The sequence below is a fragment of the Mucilaginibacter sp. OAE612 genome, from assembly GCF_041806395.1.
Lineage (GTDB): Bacteria > Bacteroidota > Bacteroidia > Sphingobacteriales > Sphingobacteriaceae > Mucilaginibacter > Mucilaginibacter rubeus.
This window is the reverse complement of record NZ_JBGMUW010000001.1, coordinates 365893-380763: the sequence shown is the minus strand read 5'-3', so window position 1 is coordinate 380763 and position 14871 is coordinate 365893. Positions and strand designations below refer to the sequence as shown.

The 14871-nt window shown below is 43.8% G+C and carries 14 protein-coding genes; 2 read left to right on the top strand and 12 right to left on the bottom strand.

Annotated features, from left to right (window positions below):
• Window positions 1–138: 138 nt before the first annotated feature.
• The 6 genes from fabG to ABID99_RS01610 all read right to left on the bottom strand — a co-directional run bounded on the left by fabG (window position 139) and on the right by ABID99_RS01610 (window position 7673).
• Entirely contained in the window at window positions 139–882 is a 744-nt protein-coding gene (gene fabG, locus ABID99_RS01635; RefSeq protein WP_090529006.1) for a 3-oxoacyl-[acyl-carrier-protein] reductase, read from the bottom strand.
• A 154-nt stretch (window positions 883–1036) separates the two neighbouring features.
• The gene (locus ABID99_RS01630; protein WP_373612656.1) at window positions 1037–1564 is read right to left on the bottom strand and encodes a hypothetical protein; all 528 of its coding nucleotides are present in this window, start codon (window positions 1562–1564) and stop codon (window positions 1037–1039) included.
• 291 nt (window positions 1565–1855) lie between these two features.
• Window positions 1856–4213 (bottom strand): TonB-dependent receptor, encoded by a 2358-nt coding sequence (locus ABID99_RS01625; protein ID WP_373612655.1) that lies wholly within the window; start codon window positions 4211–4213, stop codon window positions 1856–1858.
• Window positions 4214–4865: 652 nt separating this feature from the next.
• A complete protein-coding gene (gene ahcY / locus ABID99_RS01620) occupies window positions 4866–6182 on the bottom strand; it encodes an adenosylhomocysteinase (protein ID WP_373612654.1) in 1317 nt (438 codons plus the stop codon).
• Window positions 6183–6299: 117 nt separating this feature from the next.
• Window positions 6300–6683, bottom strand: a complete 384-nt coding sequence (locus ABID99_RS01615) for a polymer-forming cytoskeletal protein (protein ID WP_090529026.1) — start codon at window positions 6681–6683, stop codon at window positions 6300–6302.
• 123 nt (window positions 6684–6806) lie between these two features.
• Entirely contained in the window at window positions 6807–7673 is an 867-nt protein-coding gene (locus ABID99_RS01610) for a peptidoglycan DD-metalloendopeptidase family protein (protein ID WP_354485962.1), read from the bottom strand.
• A 202-nt stretch (window positions 7674–7875) separates the two neighbouring features.
• On the opposite strand from ABID99_RS01610, the gene ABID99_RS01605 reads away from it, so the two are divergent.
• Window positions 7876–8286 carry a BrxA/BrxB family bacilliredoxin gene (locus ABID99_RS01605; RefSeq protein ID WP_090529680.1) on the top strand — a complete coding sequence of 137 codons (411 nt, stop codon included), beginning with the start codon at window positions 7876–7878 and terminating at the stop codon, window positions 8284–8286.
• Window positions 8287–8422: 136 nt separating this feature from the next.
• On the opposite strand, the gene ABID99_RS01600 is transcribed toward ABID99_RS01605, so the two are convergent.
• Window positions 8423–8980 carry a hypothetical protein gene (locus ABID99_RS01600; protein WP_373612653.1) on the bottom strand — a complete coding sequence of 186 codons (558 nt, stop codon included), beginning with the start codon at window positions 8978–8980 and terminating at the stop codon, window positions 8423–8425.
• Between the two features lie 78 nt (window positions 8981–9058).
• On the opposite strand from ABID99_RS01600, the gene purD reads away from it, so the two are divergent.
• Window positions 9059–10333 (top strand): phosphoribosylamine--glycine ligase, encoded by a 1275-nt coding sequence (gene purD / locus ABID99_RS01595; protein WP_373612652.1) that lies wholly within the window; start codon window positions 9059–9061, stop codon window positions 10331–10333.
• 113 nt (window positions 10334–10446) lie between these two features.
• Here purD and ispG read toward each other — a convergent pair whose 3' ends face one another.
• From ispG to ABID99_RS01570, 5 genes are all read right to left on the bottom strand, one after another.
• Window positions 10447–12516 carry a (E)-4-hydroxy-3-methylbut-2-enyl-diphosphate synthase gene (gene ispG / locus ABID99_RS01590; protein WP_373612651.1) on the bottom strand — a complete coding sequence of 690 codons (2070 nt, stop codon included), beginning with the start codon at window positions 12514–12516 and terminating at the stop codon, window positions 10447–10449.
• Between the two features lie 346 nt (window positions 12517–12862).
• Window positions 12863–13054, bottom strand: a complete 192-nt coding sequence (locus tag ABID99_RS01585) for a DUF2683 family protein (protein WP_373612650.1) — start codon at window positions 13052–13054, stop codon at window positions 12863–12865.
• Window positions 13055–13084: 30 nt separating this feature from the next.
• Window positions 13085–13696, bottom strand: coding sequence for an RDD family protein (locus tag ABID99_RS01580; RefSeq protein ID WP_373612649.1), 612 nt, complete (start codon window positions 13694–13696; stop codon window positions 13085–13087).
• Window positions 13697–13832: 136 nt separating this feature from the next.
• A complete protein-coding gene (locus ABID99_RS01575; protein ID WP_373612648.1) occupies window positions 13833–14297 on the bottom strand; it encodes an MBL fold metallo-hydrolase in 465 nt (154 codons plus the stop codon).
• Entirely contained in the window at window positions 14188–14832 is a 645-nt protein-coding gene (locus ABID99_RS01570; RefSeq protein ID WP_373612647.1) for an MBL fold metallo-hydrolase, read from the bottom strand. The genes ABID99_RS01575 and ABID99_RS01570 overlap by 110 nt, the downstream gene beginning before the upstream one ends.
• Between the last annotated feature and the right edge of the window lie 39 nt (window positions 14833–14871).

The following is a 14871-nucleotide window of genomic DNA, read 5'->3' as shown; positions in this document are numbered from 1 at the left end:
AACATTAACTGCAAAATGCGAAATTATTGTGAAAGGAGGGGAATAAGTTTTAAACCTCACCCAACCCTCTCCAAAGGAGAGGGCTTAAAAGCTTTTTCAAGTCTCCCCTTTTGGGGGAGATTTAGAGGAGGTGCATTCTTACAACATACCACCATCAACAGGGATAACCTGTCCGGTAATGTAGGCCGCCATATCAGATGCAAGGAATACACAGGCATTGGCTACGTCCTCAGTTTCACCCGCGCGTTTAAGCGGAATACCTGCTGCCCATCCTTCAACAACTTTAGGGTCAAGCACTTCGGTCATTTCGGTACGGATAAAACCTGGTGCAACCACGTTGGTACGGATGTTACGTGAGCCCAGTTCTTTAGCTACTGATTTAGAGAAACCAATGATACCTGCTTTTGAGGCAGCATAGTTGGCCTGGCCGGCATTGCCCTGCACACCAACAACCGAGCTCATGTTAATGAATACACCTTTGCGGTTTTTCATCATGATTTTTGAGGCAGCCTTGGTAACATTAAATATCGATTTCAGGTTTACGTCAAGCACTTCGTCCCAGTTTTCTTCGGTCATGCGCATCAGCAAACCGTCTTTAGTGATACCGGCATTGTTGACAACAATATCAAGCGTACCGAAATCAGCAACAATATCGGTAATTAGTTTATCAGCTTCGTCAAATTTGGAAGCATCAGAACGGTAACCTTTTACCTTAGTGCCGAAACTTTGCAGCTCCTGCTCAAGGGCCTGGCCTTTTTCAACAGACGACAAATAAGTAAAAGCTACGTTAGCGCCGTGCTCGGCAAATTTTTCGGCAATCTTGCGGCCTATTCCTTTTGACGCGCCGGTAACCAACGCGGTTTTTCCTTCTAATAATTTCATAATTAAAGTATATGATTTCAGGGCGGTGAAGTTAGCAGTTTTTTGTTTCTGTTCATAGTTGATAGTTGTTCATGGTTGATGGTTCATAGATCATGGTAAAAATGCCTATACTCAAACTATGAATCATGATCTATCAACCATGAACCCAAAAAACTTACTTCAAATACTCCGCAGGTATCGGATTATCCTTCCGTTCGCCATCATAAAACCAGGCGAGAATCCAGAAACGGGTGCCATCGTTAAATAGTTCAATGCTGTTGATGCCGCGCTCGGTTACCGGCCCATCAGCTGTGTTGCGCGATTCGTAGGTGCTCCATACATGGTAAATACTGCCAAATTTTTCAACCCGCCGGGCAATCTCCCGCTCGTCAAAACCATTTTTTGACAATGATGGGTCGGCCAGTTTGTGGTATTCCTTCAACGTCATATAGCTAAACTGCTGTTTGCCATGTTTATCGGTATAGCCTGCACCAACATGGGCATTGGCAATATGCAGCAGGCTATCGCGCTCATAACTTACCTTTTCGCCTTTTTTAACAGTAACTACGCCGTAATAGGCTTTCATGATGCCATCAAGGGTACTTACATTATCTCCGTATTTGGTAATAACCTGCGAGTGCGCAGGAAAAGTGATAGCAATGGTAATTATAGCGATAAGCAGAGGCAGGATATTCTTTTTCATGGTGATCGGAGTTTATTAACAGTCAGATTTTGATTGAATTAACGAAAAATATCCGGGATATTATAAGGTAAAATAACCTAATGCGTCGACTTACCCGGGCATGGCTTAGAAGAAGCATTTTAAAATCCCCTCTTGAGAGGGAGCGCGATGGGTCGAGCGGTAGCAGGGGTGTGTTTGTAAGTTTATCAAAGCAGAAACACACCCCTCCACCCCTCTCGAGAGGGGAATCGCACATCCCAATGCTATAAAAAAGCATCATTCAAACATGGACGTTTGAACCTGTTTTTTCAATTAAAAAGTAGTATTCAGAGACACTCCATAGGTCCGCGGGTTGCCTAAGTGTGTCGCGCCGAAATCATAGGCATAATCAATGTATTTTTTATTGGCGATATTGCTTTCCCAAAAGAACAGACCGAACCTTTTGGTACTTACACCTAACCTCGCGTTGAACTTGCTGTAGCCTTTTTGTTCTATCTGGTTAGCGAGGTCAAAATACTGATCGCCAAGATAGCGCCACTCGCCGCGGGCAATCAATTTGGTTTTCAGCGCACCGCCCAAATCATAGCCATATTGTAAGGCCAGCATACTGGTAATGTTCGGTGTATAAATTTGCTTGTTGCCCTTCAAATTCACCTCTTCGCCATTGTTGCCTACAACCAACGTAGTATAACGGGCGTGGGTATAACCAAAGTTGTAATCAAACTCCAGGCCTTTAATTGGGGTAGCGTTAATTTCGGCCTCTATACCTTTGCTGCTTAACTTGCCTGCGTTTTTGGTAATGGTAATAGCATCAGGCAATACCAGGGTTGGTACCTGGGCATCGGTAACGCGGGTATAAAATGCGGTTACGTTTACACGGAGGCGGTTATCTAAAAAGTCGTTTTTTGATCCTACTTCAAAATTATTACTGTACTCGGGCTTGAAAGAATAAAGCGGCGGAGACGAAGGATCAGAACCCAGTTCGGTAATGCCTCCCGCGCGGAAACCGCGGCTGTACGTAGCAAACAAATTACTGTGTGCCGATACATGGTAAGCCAAACTCACTTTAGGCGTAAAGGCTTTGTAATGTGCCGTTGACGAAGTATCCGAACGGGTAACCACCGGTTCGCCGCCATTTGGCAGAAACTCGCCCATTACGTTTTCTTTTTTATGCTCGTAGTCATAACGCAAACCCGCGGTGATGTCAAACTGCTCATTCACGGCATAAGTAGCCTGCCCGTAAACAGCTATGCCATAGTTCCTGTCGGTATTGGTATTGATACTGGTAAAATCCGTCATCGGCGAGCCAACAGCGCCGGCATCGTCACCAAAGTAAGTGCACTGCCTGTTTGGCGCATAGTGATAAAAGCCATAAGTCCCGGCTGCCCATTTCAATTTTGAGGCAGATGAAGCCGGCGAAGTAAAGCGGAACTCCTGGATGGTGGTTTTTACTTTATTCCATTTGCCGCCATAGTTGTTTACGATAGATACGGCGTCGATAGGGGAAAAATCGCCATCGATAGGTGTGGTATAATAGCGGTTGTTTACCTGGTAAGATGTTTGCGAAGTAAAATTAAAATCACTACCGCTGTAATTAGCCGTTAATGATGACTGGAAAGTATTATCAACCATTTTAGTCGTAGCGTTCTGGTTAACCTCAAAAGGACGACTTAGAGCATCATCGGGCGAACCGGCTAAAGTGAATGCGCCGTTGTTGCGGTTGTTGTAGTTTTTTACATTCAGGGTGAAAGCGAGCTTTGAAGTAGCCAAAAACTTTAGGTAATAGTTACCTAAAAAGTAATGTTGTTTATCAAAATGGGTATTATTAAAGGTGTTGGTATAAAAACCATTAAAGCCTGAATAAATTCCAGCTACGCCTAAATACAATTTACCTTTTACTAATGGGGCCTTGATGCCCAATGTATAGCGCTGTTGATTGTAATTACCCACATCAACACCGGCAAAACCGCTCAGGGTGTTTGATGGCTGCCTGGTGATCACATTGATAACGCCGCCTGTAGCATTACGGCCGTAAAGCGTTCCCTGCGGGCCGCGAAGCACTTCTATCCTATCCACATCCAGCAATTGGGGGATATAGGTATCCAGTCCGTATTGGTTTACACCATCAACGTAAGTAGCCACAGCCGGATCGTATGATGTGGTAACAATCCCGCGGATGCCGGTAACGGTACGGCCATCGCCGGGAGCACCTGAGTTTAAGTTAGGTACAATGGCGGTGAGGTCTTTCAGGTCCCAAAGCCTGTAATCCTGTATTTGTTTGGCCGAGAGCGTTGAAATGCTGAATGGTACACGTTGTGCCTGCTCTTCGGTTTTTTGGGCAGATACCGTAACCTCATCCAACTGGTTGCTGGCATCATTCAACTGAATTGTTATTGGGCGACTGGTACCGATTATAATTACCGGGATATTTTTAGCCGCATAACCAACAGCGCTGATATGCAGGGTATATTTCCCGGCAGTTATGCTTTTTAAAATAAATTTTCCGCTTCTGTCGGCACTGGTTTGGTAATTGGTATTGAGCAAATACACCGTAGCGCCCGCGATAGGCTGGTTCTTGCTATCGGTAACGGTGCCCGAAAAATCGCCCCTGGTTTGGCTCCGGGCCGATAGTGCAATAACAACAAATAATAAAGTAAATAATTTACGCATAAAACAGGTATAAATGTGTACAGATCACACATTGTAATCGATTGTCAATATTAGCAAATGACAAACAATTAACGGTCATAACTACATAAATATTACCATTTTTTAATGGCTCTAAGTGTTGGCGAAAAATAAATTCTTATGAGTAATAATTTCTAAATTCGCTTAAACCTCAAACTACAACCTTAACAAACGGTATTAAAAAAATGAATTGGGAACTATTCTTCTACGGTATTTTCTCTTTAGCAATTGCATATTTATTTTACAGAATTTTTGTTAAAGGGAAGGACCCGTATTATGAAGACATGGGTGGGAAAATTTTAAAAATCAGCTACATTAAAAGTTGGGGTTTAGTCATTACAGCTATTATAACAGGAATATTACTGATTTTTCAATCCATATCAGCTTAAATATCAAATAACCTATCAATTACTGCCGCAAGTCCTCCCTGTTTGTGGCGCGTCTTCAAGTGTGAAACACATTTCAACTGCACCCTCCAAAAGCTGATGCCCGGGATAGTTCATCGAACTTGACCAATGAAAAACATCAAATCATATAAATCAAAAAAGGCCGCATCACCATGTGATACAGCCTCTCCATATTTTCCAAGCAAAGAGCCTTTCGGCTTTCTCCTTTATTGTTTAACCTAAAAAGATTAATAACGGTAATATTCCGGTTTAAACGGACCTTCAACCGTTACGCCGATGTACTCGGCCTGGTCCTGGTCAAGTATTTCAAGCTCAACACCAATTTTTGCAAGGTGCAGGCGGGCTACTTTTTCGTCCAGGTGTTTTGGCAGGGTGTAAACTTTGTTTTCATAGGCGGCACCGTTTGTCCAAAGCTCTAACTGAGCTAAAGTTTGGTTGGTGAACGAGTTACTCATTACAAAGCTTGGGTGACCGGTAGCGCAACCTAAGTTAACCAAACGGCCTTCGGCTAACACAATAACGTCTTTACCTTCAATGGTATATTTATCAACCTGCGGCTTAATTTCTACTTTGGTATTGCCATAAGCACCGTTTAACCAGGCCATGTCAATCTCGTTATCAAAGTGACCGATGTTACAAACGATAGCTTTATCTTTCAACGCACGGAAGTGCTGCTCGCGAACAATGTTCTTGTTGCCTGTAGCAGTAACCACGATATCGGCTTCAGTGATAGCAGTGCTTAGTTTTTTAACTTCAAAACCTTCCATTGCAGCCTGTAAAGCACAGATCGGGTCGATTTCGGTAACAATAACACGTACGCCGGAATTGCGTAATGAATCGGCCGAACCTTTACCAACATCGCCATAACCGCAAACAACGGCCACTTTACCGGCCATCATCACATCGGTAGCGCGACGGATAGCGTCAACCAATGATTCGCGGCAACCGTATTTGTTATCAAATTTTGATTTGGTAACCGAATCATTAACGTTAATAGCAGGCATTGGCAGGGTTCCTGCTTTCATGCGCTCATATAAACGGTGTACGCCGGTGGTTGTTTCTTCTGATAAGCCTTTGATAGCAGCAACCAGCTCAGGGTATTTATCCAATACCATGTTGGTTAAATCACCGCCATCATCAAGGATCATGTTAAGCGGCTGGCGGTCTTCGCCAAAAAATAAAGTTTGTTCAATGCACCAGTCAAATTCTTCGGCATTCATGCCTTTCCAGGCGTAAACAGAAATGCCGGCGGCAGCAATAGCAGCAGCGGCATGGTCCTGGGTTGAGAATATATTACATGACGACCAGGTAACTTCGGCACCAAGGGCAATCAGGGTTTCAATTAAAACAGCGGTTTGGATGGTCATGTGCAAACAACCGGCAATCCTTGCGCCTTTAAGCGGCTGGCTTGGGCCGTACTCTTTACGTAAAGCCATTAAGCCGGGCATCTCAGCCTCAGCCAGTTCAATTTCCTTCCGGCCCCACTCTGCCAGCGACAGATCTTTTACTTTGTATTTAACGAATGCAGTTTCTACTGATGACATATCGATTTTATTTTGAGAGTGCAAAGTTAACTGATATCCTTGTGAAAATGAAATGTTTGGTTTTCATTGACAAGAACGGGCAATTGTGCTATTTAGCAGCAAGAACGTATAAGCTATCTATGCCTGCAACTGCTTTTGCACCTCTCCCTGCTGCATAGTCAGGTTGCCGTTATAAACCCCGCCATTTTCAACGGCCAGGTTCTGTGTTTTGATGTCGCCGGTTATACGGCCTGTAGCTTTTATTTCAAGCGAAGAGGTATTAATATCGCCCCTTACCGTGCCATAAACAAAGATCTCTTTAGTACTTATATTTCCCTTAACCTCGCCCTTTTCGCCCAGGATCAGGCCCTCATCAACCATTACATCGCCGTTAACCAATCCGTCGATCCGTACAAAAGCCGGGGCTTTCAGGTTACCTTCTAATACACTGCCTTCACTAATGAGGGTTGAGATTGCCTGTAAATCAAGCGCAACCTTATCTTTTTTAGAAAAAATAGCCATGTTTTTAAAGTCTTAACTTCTAAGTCCGAAGTCGATAGTTCTAAATCTGCATCATAATAATCCATGGTCGACTTCCGACTCAGGACTTAACACTTCCGACTTAACAAACTTCCTTCTTAGAACTTATTTATTCAGGGTTAAAAAATTTACCGGGTTAATTGGTTTCCCGTTTTTACGTACTTCATAATGCAAGTGCGCACCTGTTGAGTGCCCGGTTGAACCTACCTTGCCAATATTATCGCCAACCGTAACCTGCTGCCCTACCTTCACTTCAATTTTTGAAAGGTGACCGTACAAGGTCTCCAGGTTATTAATATGCTGAATCCTGATGCATTTACCATAACCACCGGCCCATCCCGCAAAAACAACTTTGCCGCTGGCCGTACATTTTACTGCGTCGCCACGGTTACCTTTAAAATCAATACCAGGGTGAAACTCGGCATGCTCCGAATCAAAAGGGTCGCTCCTGTAACCAAAAAATGAGGTAAACGAGCTGATCCTCGGATAGCCCATAGGGGTAAATGCAATGGTGCTTGTTAAATGTTTAAGATAATCGTCATACAGGCTGTAAGCTTCGGTATCGGGTAGCTTTACCCCTTCCCTGTTGCCATCGCCCCCAGTACCCTTTACAGTAAAACCTTTAAGGCCGCGCCTTTTTAAATACTCATTTATAGTTTTAAGTTTAACCTCGATAGATTGAATGTACGACTGGGCAGTACCCTGCGTATTTACCTCTGCTTTAACAACCGGCATGGTGCCTTTAAGTTTAGCTATCTGCGCCTGTAACTGTTGGTTTTCGGCCTCCTGCACAGCGCTTTTGTGATGCAGGTAAAACACCAAGCCACCAAGTACGGCAACAACAGCAGCTATGCTCCACGCGTAGTGTTTAAGCCTGTTAAGGTGCTTGGTTTTTATTTGTAATGATTTTGTATGCTGTTGATTTTTGTTGATGATAACAACAGTGCTAATATCAGGTGTTTTAAGTTTCATCAAATTCAAAATAAATTAGGGGTATGCAAGTTAAAAATTACTGTTAATAAAACAATATTAAATGTATGTAAACAGGTTATCAATGAAATAGCCTTCTACGTTAATCGTCAACCAATTGTTATTATTGAGTTTTTATAAACGTAAACCAAGTATCATTTCTTATTTTTGTAACACTGATTTTATTGTAAAGCAAAAAAAAATGATGTATCCGGAATATTTAGTAGCCCCGATGCGGGAAGATCTGACCAGGGTTGGTTTTGAAGAATTAAAAGATGCCGATGCTGTAAAAAACGCTATTGAAAGCGAAGGTACAGTATTTGTAATGGTTAACTCGGTATGTGGCTGTGCTGCGGCAAACGCACGCCCGGCTGCTAAAATTGCCGCCGCAAACGGCAAACATCCTGATAAACTGGTAACCGTTTTTGCGGGCATGGAAAAAGAAGCTGTTGATACCGCGCGTAACTATATGCTGCCTTATCCGCCATCATCACCTGCTATGGCGCTGTTTAAAGATGGCAAGCTGGTGCATATGATTGAGCGCTACCAGATAGAAGGCCGCCCGGCACAAATGATTGCCGATAACCTGATTGACGCGTTTGAACAATACTGCTAGCTGAAGGCCGAAGGCTTAAAGCAGAAAGCTAAAAAACATAAAAGAGCTGAGGGAAAATCCTTCAGCTCTTTTCGTTTGGTTCAAAATCCGGAATCAAAAATTCGATATCCGAAATCAAATTGATGTCGTCCTGCTTTTATTTATCGTCGTCGTTTTTGTCCTCATCCTCTTCATCATCGTCAAAATCATCGAAGCTGCCCATGTCTTCGTCATCCTCATTAAATTCGCTAAAAAAGCGGTCTTCATCAAACATCAGCTCTTCCATCTTTTCCTGTTCGGGCGTACTGGTGTCAAAGCGGATGGCCCAATTGTCGGGGATATCATAGCTTTTATCAAATCCCCTGATCCATTCTACAAAAACCAGTCGAAACTCCTCTACTTTTTCCCTCATCAACTGTACATAGTCCTCTTCATTAATTTTTACCATTGATGCAAAAGATACGGCATTAAACATATCCTGTACCGCAAGTTTAATGAGCACAGCATTTTGCATCCGCAGCGAATACAGGCTACCACCTTCGGCGCCGGCAATTTTTGCCTGGATAAGAGCGGCATTACTGCACATCTGTATGGCCAGATGTTCTTTCATGCTGTCTTCCTTTAATGATTCGGCAATTACATCCGCCAGGTCAAATAATTCCTGCGATTTTTGGTATACCGGGAGCTTTTCAAACTTTTCGAGTCTACGGGCCATGAGGTAAATTTACTACTTATAACACAAGTAGCCTCATATATAGTATTAAAGGCTTATTAAAAAAACTATCTTTGCCGCATGAACATTCTGATCCTTGGTTCGGGCGGAAGGGAAAGTGCCTTCGCCTGGAAAGTAGCCCAAAGCGCTCATTGCGACAAACTTTTTATTGCTCCCGGCAATGCCGGCACCACCCAATACGGTACAAACGTAAATATTAAAGTTACCGACTTTGAAGGCATTAAAGCACTTGTTTTAAAAGAGGATATCAACCTGGTATTGGTTGGCCCCGAAGAGCCCCTGGTAAAAGGCGTTCATGATTTTTTCCTGGCCGATGAGCAATTGAAAAACATCCCGGTTGTTGGTCCGCAGCAGGAAGGCGCACAATTGGAAGGCAGTAAAGATTTCTCCAAGCAGTTTATGGAAAGACATAACATCCCTACTGCTGCTTACAGAACTTTCACCAAAGATACCCTGCAGGATGGTCTTACTTATTTGGCTACTGCCGGTTTACCTGTGGTATTGAAAGCCGATGGACTTGCAGCCGGTAAAGGAGTACTGATTTGCCTTACTTTAGAGGAAGCCCAAACCGAACTTACTGCTATGCTGGCCGATGCTAAATTTGGCGAAGCGAGCTCACGTGTGGTTGTTGAACAATTTTTAACAGGCATTGAGCTCTCGGTTTTTGTGATGACCGATGGTAACAGCTATAAAATTTTACCCGAGGCTAAAGACTATAAACGTATTGGCGAAGGGGATACCGGCTTAAATACCGGTGGTATGGGCTCTATCTCTCCCGTTCCATTTGCCGATGCTGCCTATATGAAAAAGGTAGAGGAGGGCGTGATCACCCCTACCATTGAAGGTTTGAAGAAAGATGGCATCCCTTATAAAGGTTTTATTTTTATTGGCTTGATGAACAGCAATGGTGAACCCTGGGTTATTGAATACAACTGCCGTATGGGCGATCCGGAAACGGAAAGTGTGATGCGCCGTATAGATTCGGACTTTGTTGATTTGCTGTTAGGCGTTGCCGAAGGGAACCTGAACGAAAAAGAGATCATCATCAGCCCTAAAACAGCGGCCACCGTAGTCATGGTTGCGGGCGGTTACCCAGGCGAATACCTGAAAAACAAGGTGATTACCGGTACCGAAAACGTGCGCGACTCGATCGTGTTCCACGCAGGCACTTCAATGGATGGCAATGATGTAATAACCACAGGCGGCCGTGTATTAGCTATTACTACCGTACAGGATAATATGTTCAGCGCCCTGCAACAGGCTACTGCCGATGCAAGCCGGATTTATTATGATGGCATGTACTTTAGGAAAGATATTGGCTTTGACCTTCTTTAAGAGGTCATTGGGGCATTAGTCATTAAGTCATTTTTTCTCGTTCCTTCAGGGTCCTCTGCGAGAGACCCTGAGGGAACTAATCCGGCAAATCAGTTTAATCCCGGTTCAGACAATTATTCTTGCACCGCGTCAATCCAATTGCCGTCGCCTTTAATAATATTGATAAGCTCATCAAGCGCATTGGCCGAACTGATGTTTTTCTTTACCGCTTCTTTACCACGGTAAAGGGTAATTTTATCAGTACCAGAGCCTACGTAACCGTAATCGGCATCAGCCATTTCACCGGGACCATTTACAATACAGCCCATGATGCCAATCTTTAACCCTTTAAGGTGACTGGTACGACTGCGGATCATTTGGGTAGTAACCATCAGATCGAACAAGGTACGCCCACAGCTTGGGCAAGAGATATATTCCGTTTTTGAAATCCTTGACCGGGTAGCCTGCAAAATACCAAAAGAAGCAGAAGTAATTAAACTTGTAGGCAATTCAGGTGCATCAATCCAGATGCCATCGCCAAAACCATCAACCAATAAAGCGCCGAGATCAGTAGAGGCGTAGAGTTGGAGAAGAGTTTGTCCATGGTCCATGGTCCATGGACTATGGACTTTCTCACTTCCGGACTTTCCGACTTCCGGACTTTCGGACTCAAAAATATAACTTCTCTTCACTATCACCGGCACATCAAGTCCCAGTTCTTCCATTTTAAAGAAGAAAGACCGTTGCTCGGCCATGCCATGTAAAGCCTCTGTTTCGAGTACAAACACCAGCGACTTATCCAGTTGAATTGATCCAAAATCTTCCGAATCAATATCAGCAGGTTTTAAATGTACAAGGTTCAGTTTTGATGAACGATCGACATCGCCAATATATTCCTGTAAGGTAAATACCGGGTGGCAGTTGGTTTTATCGGCCAGTTTAAGCCAGGTATTATAATTATAAAGCTGCTTTAAGTTGCCCGGTAAGGTAAATGAAGGTAATTCATCCGCCAGGTAAACAAAATCAACCGATTGCTCGGCCATGTTATATTTATCCAGCAGCGGCGAGTACAGGTAGCCCGCCTCGTTCAATACCGCCGGGTCTTTCAGGTTCTTTTTAGATAGGTCGACAACAACCCGCGGCACCAAATGCCCGCCTATGAAAGCGTTGGCCTCGTAGGTTTCACGTTTTTTATATTCGTAGGGGTTGTGTTTTGAAGGTAAAAGGTCAAAGGTTAAAGGCGAAAGGTTTTTAACTTCCGTAGCTACCTTTTGCCTTTCACCTTTCGCCTTTTCCCTCATAGTGTAACGTCGAACCAGCTCAATAGCGACCGGTGCTTCCGCTTCGGGCTCTTCGGTGAGGGACACGCGAACAGTATCACCGAGGCCATCCTCCAATAGTGTACCAATACCTACGGCAGACTTGATCCGGCCGTCTTCACCATCACCTGCTTCGGTTACGCCAAGGTGCAGCGGATAATTCATTCCTTCGGCAACCATGGTTTCAACCAACAGGCGGTATGCCTGTACCATTACCTGCGGATTGCTCGACTTCATGGAGATCACGAGGTTATAAAAATTCAACTGCTCGCACATCCGCATAAACTCCATGGCCGATTCAACCATGCCCTGCGGGGTATCGCCGTAGCGGCTCATGATCCTGTCGCTCAGCGAACCGTGGTTGGTGCCAATGCGCATAGCGGTGCCATATTCCTTACAAACTTTTACAAGCGGTGTAAATTTATGGAAGATGCGTTCCAATTCGCCCTGGTACTCCAGGTCGGTATAATCAATCTGATCGAATTTCTTTTTATCGGCGTAGTTGCCGGGGTTTACGCGTACTTTTTCAACTATACGGGCAGCTACCTCGGCAGCATTTGGAGTAAAGTGGATATCAGCAACCAAAGGCACCGTGTAACCACGTGCACGGAGCTGCTTTTTAATTTCGGCCAGGTTCTGAGCTTCTTTGATGCTCGGCGCTGTGATGCGCACGTACTCGCAACCGGCATCAACCATGCGGATGGATTGCTCAACCGTACCAATGGTATCCATGGTATCGGTAGTGGTCATGCTTTGGATCCGGATTGGGTTATTCCCACCCATAGGCACATCGCCAATGTTAACCTCGCGGGTAACAAAGCGTGAATATTCGGTTAACGAGTTACAATAACGGCCGGACAGCACTTTAACAGCATCAGTATTCATCAATGACGGAAATTAGATTACAAAAATACGAAAGTTGTTTGATGGGAGGAAGTTGTAATGTTTAAAGGCTGTAATGTTTGGGTTAACTATAAATTCACCTGTTATCAAATCAAAGAATATTCACTAAATTTGATAAATAGCAACTCAATTCATCACCAATCAAAAAGGCAAAAAAACTGCTGTAATTATTCCGATAAGTGAATATGAGGATTTACTATATCAACACCATCTTAATTTAGAATTGACTGATGAGTATAAAAAAATGATGGATGGAATGTTGGATGAGGAAACAAAAGGCAAATATGTTTCTTTTGACCGTATTAAGGACAGGTTTTCTGCCTTCAAATCATAAATCGTCAATATTTATACTATTGGTATCCCCATTTCTAACTTGCTCCCTGCTCTCTTTTATTTTGGTCACAAAGTCAACGTTATAAGCACTTTCATTATCACTTGCCAAAAGCCTTTCAATTAACTTTTCAATATCAATCTCATCCCCAAAAGATTGTAGCACTTCAAGTACGATAGCCTTTTTCATTTTCCACGAATTATAAACTAATATACAAAATCACACCAACCTATCCCTAATCACCAGTGTTCCCGCTATCATATCATGTAAACATTGCTGCTGTTTATTAAAAAAAGCCATCAGGTAGCCGACAAAAAAGGTCAATACCGAAAATATTTTGGCCAGGTTACGGCCGATGGCTTTGCCAACAGTGATCCGGTTGCCATCCAGATCCACTACTTTTATTTTGAGCATTTGTTTGCCGTAAGTAGCCTGCTTAACCGAACTTTCCATTACCACATGATAAATAAATTTGCCTATGGGCGTAAAAGCGACAATGCTAATAGAGGTATATATCCGCGCCTGCTTATCCGTAATGAACAGGAACACTGCCATAGCTGCCAGTAAAACAAATATGCCAAATAAGATAAACCAATCAAGCGCTGAGGCCAGCCAGCGCTGGTCAAAACTGCCGTAGTACTGCATGAGTAATTTAGGACGGGCAAAGCCAAACAGTTCTCTTAATTCAGCTATTTCATTGGCTTCCTTGTAATCCACCATATCATCGGTTTTAACAAAATCGCCGGGTTTGATGCCGCGCGTTTTGAGCTCGGGAATGGTAAACGGGCCTTCGGGTTTACCGTTGATAACTAATATGTAGGATTGGGACATGGAATGGTCGATTACATAACTATGTCATTGCGAGGAGGCACGACGAAGCAATCGCATACTATACAGGGCGGACCTGCCTCCGTGCGATTGCCACGCTACGCTCGCAATGACATGTTTTTTATTGTTTTTTATTCTTCTAAGATAAATATTCCTTCCACCAATCAGAATTATAGGCACCTTTTACTTCGGTTGGCTCACCGGGTTTGGGTACAAATAAATCGATGTGTTTTTGGTTTGCCATAGCGGTTAGCCATTCAATAGGCTCGTACCAGGCATGCGGGGCCAGGTTAAACGTACCGTAATGGATGGGCATCATCAATTTGCCTTTCAGATCGAGATGCGCATTTGAAGCATTATCAGGCCCCATATGAATATCCGGCCAGAATTTACCATAAGCTCCTATCTCCAGCATAGTCAGATCAAACGGACCAAAAGCCTCTCCTATCGCCTTAAATTCGGGCGAGTAACCCGAATCGGCGCCAAAGTAAATATTATGCTGCGGACCTTTGATCACGAACGACGACCACAATGTTTCGTTTCGCCCAACAATACCCCTGCCCGAAAAAATGGCGTGAGGGTGTTGCCGTAAGTACAATTTCATTGCCAATCATGGCGCTGTCGCCCCAATCCATTTCAGTAATAAAGTTGGCGGCCATGCCCCAGTTGGTTAAATACTGCGCTACCCCTATCGAACAGAAAAAAGGGATATTCTTATCCGCAAAAAACTTAATGGTAGCCTTATCCAGATGGTCGTAATGATCGTGCGACTGGATCACCGCATCCAACGGGGGCAGATCTTCCAAAGCTATCGGCGGTTGAAAAAACCGCTTCGGCCCGAATGATTGCGAAAACGAAACCCTCTCGCTCCAAACCGGGTCGGTAAGGATGCGCTTGCCATCAATTTCAATCAGGATGCTGGAATGGCCAACCCAGGTAATGCGCAAGCCCGATGTGGGCGGAGTAATGTAAACCGATAGATCTGTTTTAAAAGGACCTAAAGTTTTCTTAGGCGTATTTTCGGCTTTGTTGTTCATGTACTCCCTTAAAATGGGAATCATTTTACCAAAGCCGGCCTCATCGGTAGGTATGGTATTGAGATATTTTCGTCCTTTTTTTCGCGATGCGGGTAAACTCATAACAGCAATTATAGTACTAATATCAGGTATGATATAACT

Excerpts from the sequence above, each read along its gene's own strand:
- ABID99_RS01605 (WP_090529680.1), top strand. The coding sequence starts at position 7,876 with ATGTATCCGGAATATTTAGTAGCCCCGATGCGGGAAGATCTGACCAGG.
- purD (WP_373612652.1), top strand. The coding sequence starts at position 9,059 with ATGAACATTCTGATCCTTGGTTCGGGCGGAAGGGAAAGTGCCTTCGCC.
- ABID99_RS01580 (WP_373612649.1), bottom strand. The coding sequence starts at position 13,696 with ATGTCCCAATCCTACATATTAGTTATCAACGGTAAACCCGAAGGCCCG.
- ABID99_RS01615 (WP_090529026.1), bottom strand. The coding sequence starts at position 6,683 with ATGGCTATTTTTTCTAAAAAAGATAAGGTTGCGCTTGATTTACAGGCA.
- ABID99_RS01575 (WP_373612648.1), bottom strand. The coding sequence starts at position 14,297 with ATGAAATTGTACTTACGGCAACACCCTCACGCCATTTTTTCGGGCAGG.
- ahcY (WP_373612654.1), bottom strand. The coding sequence starts at position 6,182 with ATGTCATCAGTAGAAACTGCATTCGTTAAATACAAAGTAAAAGATCTG.
- ABID99_RS01630 (WP_373612656.1), bottom strand. The coding sequence starts at position 1,564 with ATGAAAAAGAATATCCTGCCTCTGCTTATCGCTATAATTACCATTGCT.
- fabG (WP_090529006.1), bottom strand. The coding sequence starts at position 882 with ATGAAATTATTAGAAGGAAAAACCGCGTTGGTTACCGGCGCGTCAAAA.
- ispG (WP_373612651.1), bottom strand. The coding sequence starts at position 12,516 with ATGAATACTGATGCTGTTAAAGTGCTGTCCGGCCGTTATTGTAACTCG.
- ABID99_RS01600 (WP_373612653.1), bottom strand. The coding sequence starts at position 8,980 with ATGGCCCGTAGACTCGAAAAGTTTGAAAAGCTCCCGGTATACCAAAAA.
- ABID99_RS01610 (WP_354485962.1), bottom strand. The coding sequence starts at position 7,673 with ATGAAACTTAAAACACCTGATATTAGCACTGTTGTTATCATCAACAAA.
- ABID99_RS01625 (WP_373612655.1), bottom strand. The coding sequence starts at position 4,213 with ATGCGTAAATTATTTACTTTATTATTTGTTGTTATTGCACTATCGGCC.
- ABID99_RS01570 (WP_373612647.1), bottom strand. The coding sequence starts at position 14,832 with ATGAGTTTACCCGCATCGCGAAAAAAAGGACGAAAATATCTCAATACC.
- ABID99_RS01585 (WP_373612650.1), bottom strand. The coding sequence starts at position 13,054 with ATGAAAAAGGCTATCGTACTTGAAGTGCTACAATCTTTTGGGGATGAG.